This window comes from Flavobacterium saliperosum (genome assembly GCF_900100625.1).
In the GTDB taxonomy this organism is placed as follows: Bacteria; Bacteroidota; Bacteroidia; order Flavobacteriales; family Flavobacteriaceae; genus Flavobacterium; species Flavobacterium saliperosum.
Genome location: NZ_FMTY01000007.1, coordinates 1 through 16,972, shown reverse-complemented (window position 1 = coordinate 16,972; position 16,972 = coordinate 1). Strand labels below are relative to the sequence as shown.

16 protein-coding genes are annotated in these 16,972 nt (G+C 39.7%); 6 read left to right on the top strand and 10 right to left on the bottom strand.

What is annotated here, in order from left to right:
* Positions 1 to 22: 22 nt before the first annotated feature.
* From BLQ05_RS11625 to BLQ05_RS11600, 6 genes are all read right to left on the bottom strand, one after another.
* Entirely contained in the window at positions 23 to 466 is a 444-nt protein-coding gene (locus BLQ05_RS11625; RefSeq protein ID WP_023577616.1) for a hypothetical protein, read from the bottom strand.
* Between the two features lie 8 nt (positions 467 to 474).
* A complete protein-coding gene (locus BLQ05_RS11620) occupies positions 475 to 1,083 on the bottom strand; it encodes a hypothetical protein (RefSeq protein ID WP_023577615.1) in 609 nt (202 codons plus the stop codon).
* Positions 1,084 to 1,144: 61 nt separating this feature from the next.
* Complete coding sequence (locus BLQ05_RS11615; RefSeq protein ID WP_023577614.1) at positions 1,145 to 1,615, bottom strand: hypothetical protein; 471 nt, start codon at positions 1,613 to 1,615, stop codon at positions 1,145 to 1,147.
* A gap of 132 nt (positions 1,616 to 1,747) precedes the next feature.
* On the bottom strand, positions 1,748 to 2,410 hold the full coding sequence (locus BLQ05_RS11610) for a response regulator (RefSeq protein ID WP_023577613.1): 663 nt from the start codon (positions 2,408 to 2,410) through the stop codon (positions 1,748 to 1,750).
* A 33-nt stretch (positions 2,411 to 2,443) separates the two neighbouring features.
* Positions 2,444 to 3,790: an ATP-binding protein gene (locus tag BLQ05_RS11605; RefSeq protein ID WP_143000949.1), complete on the bottom strand. Its 1,347-nt coding sequence runs from the start codon at positions 3,788 to 3,790 to the stop codon at positions 2,444 to 2,446.
* A 753-nt stretch (positions 3,791 to 4,543) separates the two neighbouring features.
* The gene (locus tag BLQ05_RS11600) at positions 4,544 to 4,750 is read right to left on the bottom strand and encodes a hypothetical protein (RefSeq protein ID WP_023577611.1); all 207 of its coding nucleotides are present in this window, start codon (positions 4,748 to 4,750) and stop codon (positions 4,544 to 4,546) included.
* Positions 4,751 to 4,936: 186 nt separating this feature from the next.
* Here BLQ05_RS11600 and BLQ05_RS11595 point away from each other — a divergent pair, with 186 nt between their 5' ends.
* Genes BLQ05_RS11595 through BLQ05_RS11585 form a run of 3 tightly spaced genes read left to right on the top strand, consistent with a single transcriptional unit; the run spans position 4,937 to position 6,854 of the window.
* The gene (locus BLQ05_RS11595) at positions 4,937 to 5,665 is read left to right on the top strand and encodes a metallophosphoesterase family protein (protein ID WP_023577610.1); all 729 of its coding nucleotides are present in this window, start codon (positions 4,937 to 4,939) and stop codon (positions 5,663 to 5,665) included.
* Between the two features lie 28 nt (positions 5,666 to 5,693).
* Positions 5,694 to 6,239, top strand: a complete 546-nt coding sequence (locus BLQ05_RS11590) for a DUF3575 domain-containing protein (RefSeq protein ID WP_023577609.1) — start codon at positions 5,694 to 5,696, stop codon at positions 6,237 to 6,239.
* 42 nt (positions 6,240 to 6,281) lie between these two features.
* On the top strand, positions 6,282 to 6,854 hold the full coding sequence (locus BLQ05_RS11585) for a PhnA domain-containing protein (protein WP_023577608.1): 573 nt from the start codon (positions 6,282 to 6,284) through the stop codon (positions 6,852 to 6,854).
* A 53-nt stretch (positions 6,855 to 6,907) separates the two neighbouring features.
* Here the strand turns inward: BLQ05_RS11585 and BLQ05_RS11580 are convergent, their stop codons facing one another.
* The 4 genes from BLQ05_RS11580 to BLQ05_RS11565 form a co-directional block, all read right to left on the bottom strand.
* The gene (locus BLQ05_RS11580; protein ID WP_081711869.1) at positions 6,908 to 7,798 is read right to left on the bottom strand and encodes a CPBP family intramembrane glutamic endopeptidase; all 891 of its coding nucleotides are present in this window, start codon (positions 7,796 to 7,798) and stop codon (positions 6,908 to 6,910) included.
* A gap of 60 nt (positions 7,799 to 7,858) precedes the next feature.
* Positions 7,859 to 9,409 (bottom strand): L-piperidine-6-carboxylate dehydrogenase, encoded by a 1,551-nt coding sequence (amaB, locus tag BLQ05_RS11575; protein WP_023577606.1) that lies wholly within the window; start codon positions 9,407 to 9,409, stop codon positions 7,859 to 7,861.
* A gap of 133 nt (positions 9,410 to 9,542) precedes the next feature.
* Complete coding sequence (locus BLQ05_RS11570) at positions 9,543 to 10,079, bottom strand: 3-hydroxyanthranilate 3,4-dioxygenase (RefSeq protein WP_023577605.1); 537 nt, start codon at positions 10,077 to 10,079, stop codon at positions 9,543 to 9,545.
* 67 nt (positions 10,080 to 10,146) lie between these two features.
* Complete coding sequence (locus tag BLQ05_RS11565) at positions 10,147 to 11,256, bottom strand: endonuclease/exonuclease/phosphatase family protein (protein WP_023577604.1); 1,110 nt, start codon at positions 11,254 to 11,256, stop codon at positions 10,147 to 10,149.
* A 419-nt stretch (positions 11,257 to 11,675) separates the two neighbouring features.
* Between BLQ05_RS11565 and BLQ05_RS11560 the strand changes: the two genes are divergently transcribed.
* The 3 genes from BLQ05_RS11560 to BLQ05_RS11550 are packed head-to-tail and all read left to right on the top strand — an operon-like array spanning position 11,676 to position 16,500.
* Positions 11,676 to 14,477: a TonB-dependent receptor gene (locus BLQ05_RS11560; RefSeq protein ID WP_023577602.1), complete on the top strand. Its 2,802-nt coding sequence runs from the start codon at positions 11,676 to 11,678 to the stop codon at positions 14,475 to 14,477.
* A gap of 10 nt (positions 14,478 to 14,487) precedes the next feature.
* A complete protein-coding gene (locus BLQ05_RS11555) occupies positions 14,488 to 15,099 on the top strand; it encodes a choice-of-anchor J domain-containing protein (RefSeq protein ID WP_023577601.1) in 612 nt (203 codons plus the stop codon).
* Between the two features lie 6 nt (positions 15,100 to 15,105).
* Complete coding sequence (locus BLQ05_RS11550; protein ID WP_023577600.1) at positions 15,106 to 16,500, top strand: DUF5689 domain-containing protein; 1,395 nt, start codon at positions 15,106 to 15,108, stop codon at positions 16,498 to 16,500.
* Positions 16,501 to 16,972 lie beyond the last annotated feature (472 nt).

Below are 16,972 nucleotides of genomic sequence, written 5' to 3'. Positions count from 1 at the left end.
CGATAGCGTTGTGGTGCAATTTTTAACCCTCCGATAAAGTGAGTGTAACCGCCACCTTGTCTTTGGTAACTTCAATCGGATAATTTCCTTTTTTCAGCACTTGGTATTTGGTATCGAAACCCAAATAAAGCAGGGTATCCTTGTCGAAAACAAAATCCTCATCCTGAGTAAACTCGAGGATTTCATTGGGAGCTATTTTCGCGTATTCTTTTCCGAAAAACATTATCTGGTCTTCCACGGAAAGTTTTTCGATTTCAATTTGCAACAACATCGTGTTGAACGACTTTTTGGAGACGTTAAAGTTTTTCATACTTGTTTTATAAAGTTCCGGTGAGGTTGTGGTGCAAATTCCAAGACCTCCGATACAACTCCTACCGCGAATATCCAATTCGATTGAGGTCGTTTCCGTTTGGGCAAAAGACAGGACAGGCAACACTAGGGCCGCCAAAAAATAATGGTTTTTCATTTGATTTTTTAATTAACGCCCAAAGCTTCTTTTTGCTCTTTGGTCAGGTTCCAGCTTTCCTGAAAATCGCAGTTTAAGAGATAGTAATTGACACTGATTCCTTTTTGTTTGGCTTGTTCCAGCAGTTTGACCCAGTCGAAGGCTTTTTCTTTGTTTAAGGCACCTGCATACCTTGCCCAAGTGATAAAAACGGTAATTTCTCCTGGTTTTTCTGATAACAATTTTTTATCGGAACCCACTAAAAAACTCTTCAACTCTGTTAAGTTTTTTGTGGAATCCTTCTTAGCTTCGGAAAAAGCATTTAAATCCTGAATAAAACCATCCACTTTGGCATTACAGTCCGTCGCTGACTTTCTGTAATCAACAAAGTTTCCGTTTCTGTCAAAGAAATAGGTGTCTGGGATTTGTAAATACTTTTTTTTGGAAGCTTGGGCAAGAGAATAAAAGTCTTTAAAATAAACAACCCTTGTCGTGTCCATATCATTTTTATGCAGATACTTTTTGGCAGAGCTATAGTTCTCTATTTTGGGGTCTTTTACCCCTTTTACCTTTAATAATACGGTTTTGCAGCTTACAAACAGCAGGGCTGAGAAAATAGTGATTAGTAGTTTTTTCATTTTGTATTTATTTAATAAATAAAGCAAGTGAAAATTCACTTGCTTTATTCAAGATTCCTATTTACAAAATAACAGAGTTAATACCTGAACGGTCTGTGGTTACAGTATATTTTCCTGCTTTAACAGTGTATCCTTCTTTTAGTCCAATCTGTTTGCAAACTTCACTCGAAACCGTGAAATCCTCTTCTAAAATGATTGTTTTACTACCAAAAGTTTTAATTATTGATTCCAATCCAAGTTTTGTAACTTCTAATTGTAGATTTCCATTACTGTTAGCCTCTCCTCTGAAAGAAATCTGATCTAATGGAATATCTCCTTCAAGAACAATTGAACATACTCCAAAGCCTGTACAATCTTTTGATTTTCTTCCAAAATCAATTGTAATCTTAATTTTTAATAAATCTTCTGAATCTGATTTTGAAGAAACAACCGCTTCTTTCTCAGACAATTTTTCAGTAGAAACAACTTCTTTAGCACTCACATTTAAACCAAAAGCAATAACAGCAACAAACCCAAATAATAATTTTTTCATGATTTTTTTAATTTTAATAATTCTTAATTTTTTACTTTTTAAACTTCAAATTTTTCTGCAGTAATTTGATGTTGTAAAAGTACTATCATGAAAAAAGCTGGCGTTGTGGTTTTTCCGCAATTAATGTTAAAGTCAGATAAATCCTAATTTTTTAGCTTCACGGATAATGTCTTCATCGTTACCCTTATCGATACAGAAGTAGTCTTTTATTTTGGCTTTCCGCTTTTCCACGGCGCTTTCCGTAAGATTGATTTCCCCGGCAATCGTTTTGGTTTTGAAGCCCTGGGAAATGAGCATAATGATTTGCCGGTTGATGCTGTCCAGATAATCCTCCCGGGAAAGCAGTTCCTTAATGGCTTTTCGGACGGTTTCACTATGATAGGTTGCACCGTCCAGTATCCGATCGAAAGCCGACAGGAGCTCCTCCCCGCTGAAATCGCTTTTAATCAGCAAGCCTGTCGGGTTGACTTTCTTCACGATATCGTAAATAATAAACGATTCCGCGTGCGAAGTGAGAATAACGATTTTGGTGTCCGGATAATTTTTCTTCAATAAGACCGCCAAATCTTCCCCGGAAAAGATATCCCCTTCTTCATAGGCGGGCATGCTGCGGTCTAAAAAAACCAAATCAAAATTGGGAGGATTAACCGTATCGGTAATAATTGAAAAGGCGTCTTTGCAATTGTAGCACTCGGTCGCTTCAATGTCAAGATTCCGGTTATTGTAGGTTAAGATTGTTTTGTAACCAAGGATTTGGGAAGGATGGTCATCTACAAAAAGAATTTTAACAGCCATTTTCGTGTTATATTTTCGCGTGAAAGTATAAAACTATGTTGGAATTATCAAATTAATTGCCGTTCCTTTTCCGATAGCGGACGAAATAATGCATTTGCCATTGATTTCTGCTGCGCGTTCGTGCATGTTTTTGTGTCCGATACCGCTTTTCCCGGAACGGGGGTCAAATCCGATACCGTCATCAGTGATGGTTACACTCAGGTGATCTTCTTTTTCAAGCATACTGATAACCACTGTAGTGGCATTGGCGTATTTTTCGATGTTTTGCAACGCTTCCTGAAGGATTCGGTATACCTGCATTTTCACCGAACTGTTGATTCGGTTCCAATCGATTTTCTCGTCGGCGATGATTTTGAAATGGATGGCCGAATGTTCCCGGATGTTATCCACAAGATTGGTCACCATGAGCATGAAATCGGAAGCGTCGGCAAACAGATTTTGGTTCAGGTCGTGCGAAATTTTCCGGATTTCCTTTTCGATATTCTGAATTTCATCCACATGTTCCATACATCGGATTAAAGTCTCGGAATCGGGATTTTTACCTAGAACAAAGAGGTTCATCCGAATAGATGAAAGTTTTCCCATCACCCCGTCGTGCAGTTCTTTGGAAATGCGTCGTTTTTCGATTTGCTTGCCCTCTTCAATTTTTTGCTGTTGGTCCAGCATCAGGCGATAGATTTCCTCATTGGCTTTCTGTTGTTGCTGCAGGTATTGGAGTTCCTTGTTTTTGGAACGTTGCCTGTGCGAAATGTAAAGGAAAATAAACACGGCAAGAAAGAAAAGACTGAAACCGAGAATCATCCAGCGTTGTGCCGATATTTTCTCCTTTTCGGCTTCTGCCAAGTTTTTCTGTGTGGTGATTTCGTCGGTTTCAAATTCAATCCGGGCGAATTTATTGCGGGTGGCGCGTTCTACGTTTTGGAGGCTGTCGTTTAGAGAAATGAAGCGCTCATTGTAGAATGCACTATTTTTGGGGTCAATTTTGGCAAGCAACTCCATGGTTTTTAATTCGCCTTCGAAATTCTTTTTTGTTATTGCTATCCTTTTTCCATTTTCACAATACTCTTTAGCTCTTAAGGTATCACCAACAGATAGATAATATTCCGCCAAATAAAATCTTGAAGTAAATCCGATGGAACTATTTCCCAAACTATCTCCAATTCTTAAAGTTTCCTTTAATATTTTAAGGGAACCATCTTGCGTTATTCTAATTTTAGCAATTGCCTTCTTATTGTTTAAGTAGGAAAACATTGCTGGATCAACTTTTCTGAAGTTGGCTAGTTTTAATGCCTTCTCAACATAATTGATTGCTGAAATATAATCTCCTTCATTAAGAAGAATTTCTGAAATATAATTATAAGGTTGGGCCTTCAATGTCACATATTGGGGATCATTCTTAAGCTCTATTGATTTTTCTATTGATTTTTGGTAGTAGTCTTTTGCACTATCATAATTTTTAATACCTGATAAAGAATTCCCGATAGTTATATAACAATCATAAATCAAGCGATTATTGTTTTTTCGTTTTGCAATCCTCAATGCCTCTATCGCCTTCACTTCTGCTCCAACATAATCCCTCTGAAAACATAAAAGATCGGCTTTATTCAACAGGATGAAGTCAAAGTATGGCTTGCTCTTAAGTTTTGTTGAAAGCTTCTCTGCCCTAGTAAAATAATAATAAGCAGAATCTATTTTGAAAGCTCTACTATTTGAATTAGCAATTTGACAATCGGTCAAAATTAACCCTAAAGTATCCTTAAATAATAAACTTTTCTCTTTAACGAACTCAAGAATTTCTAAACTCCTTTTTTCATTTGAATTATAATGATAAAGAGAAGCTAAAATATAATATCTATCTCGAAAACTTGAATCATAATCTTTTACTAATAATTTATCGGCTTTTTTCAAAAAAGCTATTCTTTTCTCTTTGTCAATATTATTTTTTTGTGACCAAGTCAATAATGAATCAACATTTTCAGAATCAATTCCTTTTAAATTAGATTCTTTTTTTTCGCAGCTTGAAATTGATAAAATTAAAAGCAGAATAATTTTTAATTTAATTTTCAAAATTGTTTACTTAAATAATTCCAAAAATAAGAATTTATATCAAACAAAGATTGCGTTGATTTGTATCTATGGCTTAATTATCACAATAATCGGTTTAGTCGGCGGATCCGTCTCCTCCCCATCTTTAGAAATCGAATCCCGTTGCATCATCGCATCGGTATAATCAATCGTTGTGGATACGGGTTTTAATTGTGGTTCCGGGTCTTCCGGTGAACAGGATTGCAACAAAAGCAAGGCAATAAAAATAAGAAGTAGTGTGGTGGTGGTTTTCATTTTTTAAGTGTTATCGTTGTTTTTAGTTAGTTTGAAAGACCCTGACATTACAGGACAAAACTACCATAACGGGTGGTGGAGCTCTTGCGGCTTTTCGTCAAAAAATGTTAATTCTCGAATTCGTTTGCGTAGGGTTTGATAATCCCGATTGTTTTTTGGACATTTGAATAAAATTAAGCGCAACTCATGAGCAGAACCTTAGTAATCGGTGACATACACGGCGGACTCAAAGCCTTGGTACAGGTTTTGGACCGGGCAAAAGTGACACCCAACGACAAACTCATCTTCTTGGGAGATTTTGTGGATGGCTGGAACGACACGCCCCATGTCATTGACCATCTGATTGAGCTGGATAAAACGCACAATTGTCTTTTTATCCGAGGGAATCATGAGGAAATGGTGCTGCAATGGCTTTCGGAAGGGGAAGACAACGACGAATGGCGCCTGCACGGCGGACAGTCGACCGTAGAGGTATATCAGCACATTGAAGCCGACAAAATCGCGCTACACATCGAGTTCTTATCCCGACTGCATGATTTTCACCTGGACGAACAAAACCGCCTGTTCATTCATGCCGGATTTACGAATCAGAAAGGGGTGCATTACGAATATTTCCGAGGCATGTTCTGCTGGGACCGCACCCTTTGGGAAGCGGCCTTGGCGATGGACAAAACCCTTTCCCGAAAAGACTTGTTTTTCCCGAAACGCATGTCCCTTTACGAAGAAATTTTCATTGGACACACGCCGGTAACCCGCATAGGGTATTCGGTTCCGGTGAATCGTGCGAATGTCTGGAATGTCGATACCGGTGCCGCATTCAAAGGCCGATTGACCATTATGGATGTGGATACCAAAGAATTCTGGCAAAGCAAACCGCTGCCGGAATTGTATCCGGAAGAGCGGGGTCGCAACTAATCCGTATCTTTACAAAAAAATTGAAGCCATGAAAAATAAATTCTTACTGTTCGGACTGTTGTTTATCGGACTGTTTTCGGTTAACGCACAAAAGAAAAATGAGGTAAAGATGAACTTCCTCAACACCATCGTAATCCAGTCGGTGGAAGTGGGTTATGAACATTTCATCGAAGATGGCTTTTCCATTGGAGGTGAACTTTTCATCAACGACCGCTACTCGTATTGGCCGGAACTGAAAAAAGACGGGTACAAATTCAATACGAACAGTGTGGGTCTGAATGCCAATTTCTATTTCAGTGCCAACAGCAGCGGCTATTATATTTCCCCAATGCTGAAATACCGTTTCGGTGATTTCGAAGAAAAAAAGACCGACGAACTAAACCAAGACTATATCAAGAAAACCGACCTGGACAGCTTTATTTTAGGCGTGGGCATGGGCTACAAATGGGTATGGAACGATCATTTTGCATTTGCGCCTTATGCCAACCTTAGCCGTAATTTCAGCGAAGACGTAAACGAGCGTTTTTGGGCTGTCGAATTAAATGCCGGGTTAAGCCTGGGATACCGATTTTAAACTCCGAAACACCCTTATTTTATAAACACCAAACACATTATTATGAGCGTAATTGAAAAAAAATTAAAAGACCGAAGTGATTCGAAATGCGAATTGTGTGGCAACCCGCACGATTTAACCGTATATAATATTCCACCGGATTCCAAAGACACCTTAGACGACAGCATCTTAGCCTGTACCACCTGCGTGGGGCAGATTGAAAACCCGGAAACCACCGATGCCAACCACTGGCATTGTCTTTCCGACAGCATGTGGAGCGAGCATTTACCGGTACAGATTGTTTCCTGGCGTATGCTTACCCGTTTAAAAAAGAACGACCTGCTGGAAATGATGTATCTGGATGAAGAAGCCTTGGAATGGGCAAAAGCGACCGGAGAAGGCGATGACGATGAAGGCAAAATCATCCACAAGGATTCAAACGGCAATATTTTGTTTGACGGGGATTCTGTAGTACTGATTAAAGATCTGGACGTAAAAGGCGCTAATTTCACCGCAAAACGTGGTGCGGCGGTACACAACATCAAATTGGTTTGGGACAATGCCGAACAAATTGAAGGCCGTGTGGAAGGACAGCATATTGTTATCCTTACGCAGTATGTGAAAAAGACGAAGTAATTCGACATTGTATAAATTAAAAAACCCGATTCGTTTGAATCGGGTTTTTGTTTTTAATTTTTGATAACCATTTCTTCCTCTTGAAGTATCTTTAAAACGGTTTCAAAATTTCTTTTATCGTCCTTGAACTCAATGGTAAAATTGTACCGAGCCATAGGAACTATGGAAGAATAATTGCCTTTTAAATCCGAATCGATTAAAGCAAAATCCAAGAGCGTTTTAATTGTCGTATTCTTTCCGATAACTTTATTAGTTTCGTTAGCGACGGTAATAACTTTGGAATCTAAAACCGGTACTTGCTGATAAGAAATTTTCACATTATCTCTTTCTATTACGTTTATTTCCTTCGAAACAAACTGAAGGCTTAACAACATGGCGGTTAATGCTATTAAATTCCATGCTCCATGAAAAATCATAGCCAGCCACAACTTACTGTTAATTGTTATCCATGTTAAAAACAAACCCAATATGATTTGAACCAGAACGAACGGATTTATCTGACCAATAAAATCAGTCGCGTTATAATGAATCAATCCAAAAACTACCGCATTGGTAATAACAAAAAGAACGAAAATTGAATTGTTTTTAAACTTATAATAGAGCGTTATCAATACCAAAAAAATCAATGCATTAGCAACAGCAAAATCAATTGAATATTTCGAATAAAACATCAAACTCGTATAAGATAAAAATCCAATCAAAGCGATTATTTTTAATTTGTTACTGTTAGAAAAGAATCCTCTAAAAGATAATTCCTCGAGAACGGGAGCTATAATAGCACCAAATGTCAACAATACAAGAATCGGAAGACTGTCAAACGCATTAACCCTACTAACAGGAAGTTTCACCTGCGCAAACAACATTATCAAAACAAAAAAAATACCCAGACACATCGCTAAAACGAATATCCAATTATACTTGTATCCATTAAGTCTCTTATACATGTTTAAAAAATAAAAAACCCGACTCAAAGGAGCCGGGTTACAATATTAAGATAAATCCGATTAGAAATCAAATTTGATTCCCTGAGCCAACGGAAGCGCGGTTCCGTAGTTAATCGTATTGGTTTGTCTTCTCATGTAGGCTTTCCAAGCATCCGATCCTGACTCACGGCCACCACCGGTTTCTTTCTCACCACCAAAAGCTCCACCGATTTCCGCACCGGAAGTTCCGATGTTTACGTTTGCGATACCACAATCGGAACCAGCCGCAGAAAGGAACAATTCCATTTCTCTCATGTTGTTGGTAAAGATGGATGAGGATAATCCTTGAGGCACCCCGTTTTGAATCGCGATCGCTTCTTCAATAGTGCTGTATTTCATTACATACAATACCGGAGCAAACGTTTCGTGTTGTACGATTTCGAATTCGTTTTTCGCTTCGATGATACATGGTTTCACGTAACAGCCACTTTCGTACCCTTCACCTTCCAAAACGCCACCTTCAACGATTACTCTTCCGCCTTCTTCTTTCGCTTTTGCGATCGCGTTTAAGTAATCCTGAACCGCACCTTTGTCGATAAGTGGTCCAACGTGATTGGTTTCGTCTAATGGATTTCCGATTTTCAACTGTCCGTAAGCATTTTTCAATACTTCTAACGTTTTATCGTATACACTTTCGTGGATGATTAAACGACGGGTGGATGTACAACGTTGTCCTGCTGTACCTACCGCTCCGAATACCGCTCCTACCAATACCATGGATAAATCGGCGTTTTCTGAAACGATAATCGCATTGTTTCCTCCCAATTCCAGGATGGTGTTTCCGAAACGTTCCGCTACCGTTTTCGATACGTGACGACCGATTCTTGTAGAACCCGTGAACGATACCAACGGAATACGTTTGTCGTTATTGATTAAATCACCCGATTCGTTACCAACTACTAAACAGCTGATGCCTTCCGGAAGATTGTTTCTTTCCAAAACCGTTTGGATGATGTTTTGACAAGCTACTCCACACAAAGGTGTTTTTGAACTTGGTTTCCAGATACAAACGTCGCCGCAAATCCAAGCCAACATCGTGTTCCAAGACCAAACGGCTACCGGGAAGTTGAACGCGGAAATGATTCCAACGATTCCGAACGGATGCCACTGCTCGTACATTCTGTGCATCGGACGCTCAGAGTGCATGGTTAAACCGTGTAACTGACGGGACAAACCTACTGCGAAATCACAGATGTCGATCATTTCCTGAACTTCACCAAGACCTTCCTGAAGGCTTTTTCCCATTTCAAAAGAAACCAGTTTACCAAGGGCTTCTTTATTTTTACGCAACTCCTCACCCATTTGGCGAACGATTTCACCACGTTTTGGAGCCGGTAACAAACGCCATGTTTTGAACGCTTCTTCTGCTGCGCTCATGGCGGTTTCGTAATCTTCTTTTGTGGATGATTTTACTTTTCCGATCAATTCGCCTGTTGCCGGTGAATACGATTCGATGATTTTCCCGTTGGAAAACCAGTTGGAACCTGTAGAAGTTCCTTCGTTTATTTCTTTTAAGCCTAATTGCTGTAACGCTTCCTGAATACCAAATTGGTCTACTGCTGTTGTTGCCATTATTATAATTTAAGTCGGTTTTTAAAATTTTCTGCAAAGTTACTCATTTTTGTTAAATCCTTAACACCTTAAATAGTTAAATCTAACACAAAGAGAAACAGGGTGTTACGAATTAAAAAATGTTGAAATGAAACTATTTCGAAACGAATCGCGGATCGGTTTCCATAACCGTACCACATTCGGAACAGGTTCTCAGCGCTTCCGAATTGTAAAAATGTTGAAAATGCGGCAGGAAATCGTTTTCGATATCACTTAATTCGAAGTAGACCTCGTAGAGTTTATGATTGCAGTTGTCGCAAAACCATAACAAGCCGTCTTTGGCACCAAGGTCATGACGCTTTCTTTCGATTACCAATCCGATTGAACCTTCGGAGCGAACCGGCGAGTGGGGCACTTTAGCCGGATGCAGATACATATCGCCGGCGGAAAGTTGCATGGCTCGCTTTTGCCCTTCATCCTGAACATACACCGTGATATTCCCTTCCAACTGATAAAACAGTTCTTCTGTTTCATTGTAATGGTAGTCTTTACGGGCGTTGGGTCCGGCCACAATCATTACGATATAATCCTCGGATGCCACATACACGTTTTTATTCCCTACCGGCGGTTTCAGTAAATGTCGGTTTTCGTCAATCCACTGATTGAGGTTGAATGGTTTTTGAACAGCCATAATTGTATTTTTTGCCCTGCTAATTTACGAAAATAAAAAAGGCCGACTTTCGCCGACCTTATTATTTTTATTTTGCTTCTTTTATCAGATAGACATACACCGGGAAGTGGTCGCTGAAACCAACCTCTCCATTGGAATTTCGGAGCGGATATCCTTTGTACTGTCCTGTTTTCTGAACCAGGAACGGCTTATTGTATACGCCGGCTTTCCAATATCTCCAGGAAGAGTAATCGTTGCGGATTAGCGGTTCCGACACCATGATGATATCAAACAAATCCCAGGCATCGCGGTAAGCCAGGGTTCCGATTCCTTCTTCAGCCATTTGCTGCATCGGGTTGTAAATGCCTAACGGTTTTACCTCGCTGCGTTTTCCTTTGGCACCCACTTCGGTTTTCACACTTTTATTGAAACTTCCGTCGTTCAAATCCCCCATGGAGATGATTTTCGCATTCGGATTGATTGCATAAATGGAATCGATGATTTTTCGGTTGAGTCTTCCGGCCGCTTCACGGTTCGGACTGCTTTTCTTTTCGCCTCCGGAACGCGATGGCCAGTGGTTTACGATAACGTTTACTTCTTCACCATCCAACAAACCGGTAACCAACAACTGGTCACGGGTATAGATTCTTTTGGTCACCTTATCCAGGTTTACATTTTCCTCTTTTTCGTCTTCCTCGGCAGCCTCTTTTTTGTCTTTCTTGTCTTTGGCGCCTCCTTCGTAAATAATCAAAGGAATGTTTTTGTAGCTCAACGGCTGGAAATGCTTCTTTTTATACAACAAGGCTACATCAATTCCACGTTTGTCTGGAGAATCGAAATGAACAATCCCGTAATCTTTATTGATTAAAGTCGGGTGTTTTACCAAATCTTCCAACACTCTGCGGTTTTCAATTTCGCAACCGCCAATTAAAACCGGCGATTCTTTTTGCACGTCACTGGTACCCAATTCGACCAACACACGGCTCAGATTGTCCAGTTTCTTTTTGTATTTTTTCCCCGTCCAGTTTTGCGCACCATCCGGTAACCACTCTTCGTCGTAATTAGGACCGTTGATGGTATCAAACAAGTTTTCAAAATTATAAAACGCAACGGTGTGCACGGCAAATTTTTTCTGTTGCGCCGTCATTGACGCCATTGAAAAAAACAACACAAACAAAACAGCAATTCTATTTTTCATAAGTACAAGTATCTTTCTTTATTACTAACCAGCCTATACAACAGGCCCTCAAAGACTTAATTAAAATTAAACATTACAAATATCAGACCAAAACATTGAAGACCAAAGCTTTTTTTGTTTTGGGGCAACAAATGTAAAATAATAATGCCAAAATGTTACGTTTATTTCGTTAATAAATTTTTAGGACAGATTCGGGACGGACATACACATTTTAAAAAAGCACAATTGTTTAGTATTCAGTAATTTAAACTTTAAATACTGATTTATTTTTTATAAATTGTAAAATTTTAAGATTAACTTATGATTAAGTTTTTTAAAAATATCCAACAAGAACATTGCTAGTTGTTTGAAAACCCGTAAATTTGCCACCCTTTGTCTCTTAATCTTTAATAAACAGGGGATTAACTTTAATTTTTTTTATGAAAAAACTTGTAATTTGTACCTTACTTGTAATGCAAGTCGTTTTTGCCTGGGCACAACAAAACCCTTCTCTGAAAGGTAAGGTTGTGGATTCAAAAACTCAGAAACCATTACGAAATGTTGTAGCAACCATTCAAAGCACGAACCAATCGGCATTAACCAATGCTTTGGGGGAATTTGTTTTTGCTGCTGTAGCCGGAGGTAATCAGTCCCTACAAATCAGTAGCACCGGTTATACTTCACAAACTTTTGCAATTGAAATTAAAAAAGGAGAAACCCTGGACTTGGGTGTGGTTGTTTTGGAAGAAGACATTACTTCGGAACAACAATTGGCCTTAGTGACCATTACCGAAAACGACTTAGGGGACGACAACAGTGGTTCGGAAAGCACATCCGGACTTTTACAGGCTTCCCGTGATGCGTACCAGCAAGCGGCCGCTTTCAACTGGGGACAAGCCCGTTTCCGAATCAGAGGTTTGGACAACGAATACGGAACTACCATGATTAATGGTATTGTAATGAACAAAATTTACGACGGAAGACCGCAGTGGAGCAACTGGGGTGGCTTGAATGATGCTACCAGAAACCAGGAATTCACGATGGGTTCCGCACCGTCCGATTATACTTTCGGAGGAATTTTAGGAACTCAGGAAATCAACACCAGAGCATCCCACTACAGACCCGGAAACAGAGTCTCCTTCTCGGGAACCAATACGAATTACAGCTGGAGAGCTATGGGAACCCATGCTTCCGGAATGAATAAAAAAGGTTGGGCATTTGTGGTTTCCGGCTCCAGAAGATGGGCTGATGAAGGGTATTTTGAAGGAACCGACTATTCTGCCAACTCCCTTTTCGCGAGTGTTGAGAAAAAATTCAACGAAAAACACAGTTTGAACTTCACTTCCATTTATGCTGAAAACAGCAGAGGAAAATCATCACCGAATACCAAAGAAGTGACCGACCTAATGGGGGTTAAATACAACTCTTACTGGGGATGGCAAGATGGCAAGAAAAGAAATTCCAGAGACAAAGACATCCAGGAACCTATCATGATGTTGAGTCATTACTGGAAAATCAACACTAAAAATTCCCTGAATACCAATGTGTCTTACCAATCCGGTTCGGTTGGAAATTCCAGACTGGATTATCAGTTGGCAAACAATCCTGACCCTACTTACTACAGAAACTTACCAAGCTACTATCTGAACTACCACACTTCAACAGGAGAATGGCAGCCGGACTACATTCAGGCAGAAAACGCGAGAAACTATTTCCTTGCCAACAGCCAGATCAACTGGAACGCCATGTATCAGGCAAATCAAAACACCGCTTCCGGCAACAGCGCTTACGTACTTTACGAAGACCGTACGGATGACAAGCAGATTTCTGCCAATTCCATTTTAACTTCCGAATTAGCCGACAACATTAATCTTAATGCAGGTGTTACGTTCAGAAAATTAAAATCACACAACTTTCAGAATCTTTTGGACTTGATGGGAGGACAGCATTTCAATGACATCGATCCTTTCTATTCCGGAGATGCCACACAGTCGGATTTGAACAATCCGGACAGACAAGTTGGTGAAGGTGACACTTATGGTTACAATTACAACTTAAACGCCATTGTTTTTGACGGGTTTACACAGTTCAAATTCAACTTCAAAAAAGCTGATTTCTACCTGGCACAAACCTTCTCCCGTTCCCAATACCAAAGAGACGGTTTATACCGAAACGGTATTTATGCAAACAATTCTTATGGCGAAAGCGCAAAAATGGTTTTTGAGAACTTCGGTTTCAAAGGTGGTTTAACCTACAAGATTACAGGGAACCATTTGCTGAACTTCAACGGAGCCTACATGACAAAAGCGCCAAACATGAGAAACACTTTTGCAAATGCGCGAATTAACAACAACATTACGCCGGATATAGACAATGAAAGAGTGTTCAGTGCCGACGCAAGTTATGTTTTGAGAACACCGAAATTAAAAGCGCGTTTAACCGGTTTTATGTCTAAAATACAAAACACATCCGAAATTTCATTCTATTACGGTGAGGGTATTTCCGAAAACGACGACTCTTCCGCAGGTGATGACGATGCGTTCATCAGTGAAATTGTTACCGGAATTGACAAAAGAAACATCGGTGCGGAGTTAGGTATCGAATACCAGATAACTTCTACGATTAAAGTAACGGGTGCGGCTTCCTACGGTCAATACATCTATTCCAACAATCCGAACCTGAAAGTTAACGATGATGCTTTAGCATCAATGAACAATCAGTTCCCTGTGGTTGACTTTGGCAAAACCTACCTTAAAGGATACAGACAGCCGGGTATGCCACAACAGGCTTACTCTGCCGGCATAGAATACCGCGACCCTAAATTCTGGTGGATTGGCGCTAATGCCAACTACATGGCGGACAACTATTTGGATGTTTCCAGCGTATTGAGAACCGATAATTTCACTATTGATGAGACTTCAGGTGTTTCCTACCCGGGAGTTACGGAAGAAAGTGTTAGAAAATCCTTAAGACAGGAAAAATTTGATTCTTTCACTTTGGTAAACCTAACAGGAGGTAAATCATGGATGATTAACAGCAAAACAAGAAGTACTTTAGGTTTCTTTGCCTCTGTTAATAACGTATTTGACATTGAATACAAAACCGGAGGTTTCGAACAGTCCAGAAAGGCCACTTTCACATCTTCACAGCAAGATAACGTTAACGGAACGCCAGCTTTTGGTCCTAAATATTTCTACGGATACGGAAGAACGTATTTTGTGAACTTCTACATTAACTTCTAATCAAAAGACCATGAAAAAAATATTTTTAAAACCTATTTTCATCCTGTCCTTATCAGCCGGTTTATTTACTGGTTGTGTTAATGAAGATGAATTTGATATTCCTACCATACGACCGGTAATTTTCACTGAAGATTTCAATGAAGTTGATTTCAATCAGGTATTGGATTATGAAGGATGGACCAATTTTGCGGAAGCGGGAACAAAAAAATGGATTGAAAGAGATTTCAACAACGACGGGTATGCACAATTCAGTTCTTTTGGCAGTGGCGAAGCTTCCAATATCGGCTGGCTGATTTCTCCGGCAATCAATATGGATGCCAATGAAGGTGAAATACTGTCGTTCCAATCGGCAAGTAATTTCGTGGATAATGCCAACAACAAATTGGAGGTTTTCGTTTCATCGGACTATGATGGCACGAACGTTTTAACAGCCACATGGGTTCCGCTTAACGCAACTGTTGCTGACAACACCACCAACAATTATACGTATATTCCATCCGGGAACATTGATTTATCAACATATACGGGAACATTGCATATTGCTTTTAAAGTTACCGGTAACGGATCGACTTTAGATGGTTTATTTCAAGTAGATAAGATAAAAGTTTATTCTTTAAATTAATTCGTTATGAAACAAATGAATATAAAAGGCTTATTAATCTTCCCTTTATTGGCAGCTACAATCAGTGGTTGTGTGAACGGAGACGATTATAACACTCCGGATTTGTCCGGCGAGTGTAACACACTGACCGTTACCAAAACAGTTCAGGACATCACAACGACTGCTACACCCACTTATCAGCAATATTTAGGTGACGATGTAATTGAAGCGTATGTTACTTCCAGTGATGAAGGCGGGAATTTTTACAAATCCATTTCTCTAATTTCATTAGACGGTGCTGTAGGGTTCAGTATGCCAATTGACGCCTACAACCTGTACACCAAATTCGAACCGGGAAGAAAAGTGTATGTGAACATGAAAGACCGTTACTTTGTTACGGAAAACAACTCCACGGTAATCGGTTCCTTATACAACAACAGTACCCCTGCCGATCTTGGTGATGATGAAGTGGGCAGAATCTCAGGCGTGGAATACCAGAACATCGTGAAACGTTCTTGCGAGAAAGTCGATGAAAATGACATTGTGAAACATCTGACTGTTGCCCAGGCAAAAAACAATGCGAATTTGAACATGCTGATTGAATTTGACAATGTTCAGTTTACAGATGCCTCTGTTGGAAAAAAATATTTCGACCCGTCCATAAATAACCTTGGCGGCGCTACCAATCATCTTATTACCGATGAATTTGGGAATACTATCATTGTGAGAGTAAGTGAGTTCGCTGTTTTTGCACAGAAAACAATTTCCAACAAAAACGGTAAAATCAGAGGCGTTTTAACGAAATTCGGAAGCGATTTCCAGTTCATGGTCCGAACAGAGAATGACATCAATTTAACCAATGACCGATTGGCTATTGACTTTTATCCTCCAATTGGCGGAACCGGAATTTTGTACTCAGGTACATTATCCGAACCTTTTACATCGTACACGACAACAAATCAACAGGTTTTCCCTAAATACATCAACGATGCTGTGGTGGGAAGCAGATATTGGCAAGTGAAAACTTTCAGTGGTAACAAATATATCCAGATGAGTTCATTCGGAGGTACACCGGAAGCGAACCGAACTTTATTCATTGTTCCGGTTGATATGACGGCTGCCAACACATTATCTTTCGCAACAAAATCCGGTTTTGATAACGGTTCTCCGTTGAAAGTATATTACTCTATGGACTATGTACCGGGTGCCAATATCAGCGGAGCTACTTTAGTGGATATCACATCAAGCTTCAGTATCCCTAACGGACCGGCGAGTGGCTACCCTACCAACTTCACAAACAGTGGAAATTATGCTATCCCAGGTGCTTTAACCGGAAATGGTTATTTCATCTTTGAATACAACGGAAACGGAAATGGAGGGATTACGACTACCATGCAAATTGACGACATTACCATCAACTAATTTGTAATACATATCACAAAAAAAGACCGCAATTGCGGTCTTTTTTTATTCCCACTATCCAACGAAGCGCAAAAGACCCTAAAACCCCTTTTAAGCAACTCAAATTGTCCAAGTCGACAAACGTCGGTCTTTATCAAAACAAACCCTGTAATCGGCCTTATTTGGCGTAAAATCACATTTGGCATCGGCTATCGCGAGTTGATTTGTTTAATGTAAGCCGTTTTCCGAATAAGTACAAAATATGGTAATAAAAGACCACCGAATCAGACTTTAAAAAAAGAAGTGGTGGCTACACATACTTAAACTTCCTTGTATTAAATTGAATGCTGAAATCCTTTCATATGAAAGTAAATTTCTCATGAGAACACAAACCGCATTCACTAAAACTCCAGGAAACCGAATCCTCGTTTGCCGAGTGGTACCAGTCCGATAATTGATTCCGGTTATAGCATAAAAAAAGCGCTCCTGTTAC